Below are 1,484 nucleotides of genomic sequence, written 5' to 3'. Positions count from 1 at the left end.
AATATTGTAAATTTATTCACAGAAAGGATGGTTATGCTTATACAAACTAGACTCTGTCCTCCTTTTCCTCTCACCGTTAACCCTGCGGGTATAACGGGAGTCTCCAAGGAGGTAGAAAGATGAAAGGGTGGCGATCAAGCCTCTGTTCTTCGAGAACACTAGTCCAGAAGTAGTAGGGGGAATTATTAACAGAAGCTACAGGTAGAATTGCTGCCTAAGTTCTGCTAGGGTTGGCATTATCTACCCTACTACTAACCTAAGTTGCTAGTTATCAAAAAACACCTCAAAATGGCTTAAAGACACCAAAACCTAGTATCGCTAGATCCTAAATTTAGATTTTACGGCGATCAGCCCACACTCTAACCATTAGGGTGAGTGTGGGAGATGTCACATTTAATGATATATTGTACTAGCACTATTAATGCTTGAATCACAGAATCTCGTTGATTGGCATTGAGGCTGACCATCGGGGGTCGATTGCTTTCATCCACAAAGCCCAATGCGATCGCTATATCCTCTTCTGACCAAGCTCCATCACAATCGACATGGGTTAGACCAATCACTAGGGGAATTTTTACACGCTGTTGCATAAAACTGAGCAGGCGACGGGAAGAGCTAAACTGACTGGGACGATGGGCATCAACAAGGAGTATGTAAGCATGGGCTTTCCGAATCAGGATGTCCCACATGAAATCAAAGCGAGACTGTCCTGGAGTACCATATAAATGTAGCGCCATATCTCGAGCAAATTGCAAACGCCCAAAGTCCATCGCTACTGTAGTTTTTTGCTTAATTTTAGTTGTCACGTCCGTTGCTAGGCAATCTGTATCCACTACATCGATTTCGCTAACCGAGCGAATGAAAGAGGATTTTCCAGCACCCACGGCACCGGTCACAACTAGACGCATAATTTCCACGCTTATTTGCTGTTAGCCGTTCTGAAGCAGAATCGGAAACACGACAACATTATTGTCAACCACTGGATTAGGATTACCATGCTCTGATTGCATAAAAACTACCATTAACTCCAAAAACTACCTAGCTGTTATTACCTCCTTAAGAAACCAAGTAAGTGTTGCACAAAGCGATTGCTCAGCTCTTGAGGATTGTCCTCCTCAGTTCGATTTGCCCCAACGGCGACTGGCTCTAATCCCTGTGATTGCCAATAGTTCTGTTGATATGAAGTAAGCATAGGCACTTCTGCGACTAAACCCACGCTAATCAGCCGGAAGGATATCTGTTGAACCGTTTCCAGAGACTTCCCCAACCGAGTTGCAATATCAGTGAGGGGAATCGACCCATTGGCTAATTTCCAAACTCCAGCTTCCATTGGGTCTAGCCCTAACTGGCGATGACCCACCATCGCCCTAGATAGTGCGGAGGTTGTCTCAGGTAGCTTGTCTGCTAATCCAGTCCAATCTGGTAGAGCTCGCAGACCAATTAGAGTTGCTTTGGTAGCTGAGATGCTTAAACCCGTCATTTCA

At 44.8% G+C, this 1,484-nt stretch carries 1 protein-coding gene and 1 pseudogene; both read right to left on the bottom strand.

Annotated features, from left to right (window positions below; translation table 11 throughout):
• Positions 1-359 precede the first annotated feature (359 nt).
• Positions 360-908, bottom strand: coding sequence for an ATP/GTP-binding protein (locus tag F6J94_RS33795; RefSeq protein ID WP_293029065.1), 549 nt, complete (start codon positions 906-908; stop codon positions 360-362).
• Positions 909-1,048: 140 nt separating this feature from the next.
• Positions 1,049-1,484, bottom strand: a pseudogene (locus tag F6J94_RS33790) (hypothetical protein); the annotation flags it as partial.

The organism is Moorena sp. SIO1F2, assembly GCF_010672755.1.
Lineage (GTDB): Bacteria > Cyanobacteriota > Cyanobacteriia > Cyanobacteriales > Coleofasciculaceae > Moorena.
This window is presented reverse-complemented; position numbering and strand designations above follow the sequence as displayed.

Bases quoted from the DNA above. Each gene is read 5' to 3' on its own strand.
- F6J94_RS33795 (WP_293029065.1), bottom strand. From the start codon at position 908: ATGCGTCTAGTTGTGACCGGTGCCGTGGGTGCTGGAAAATCCTCTTTC.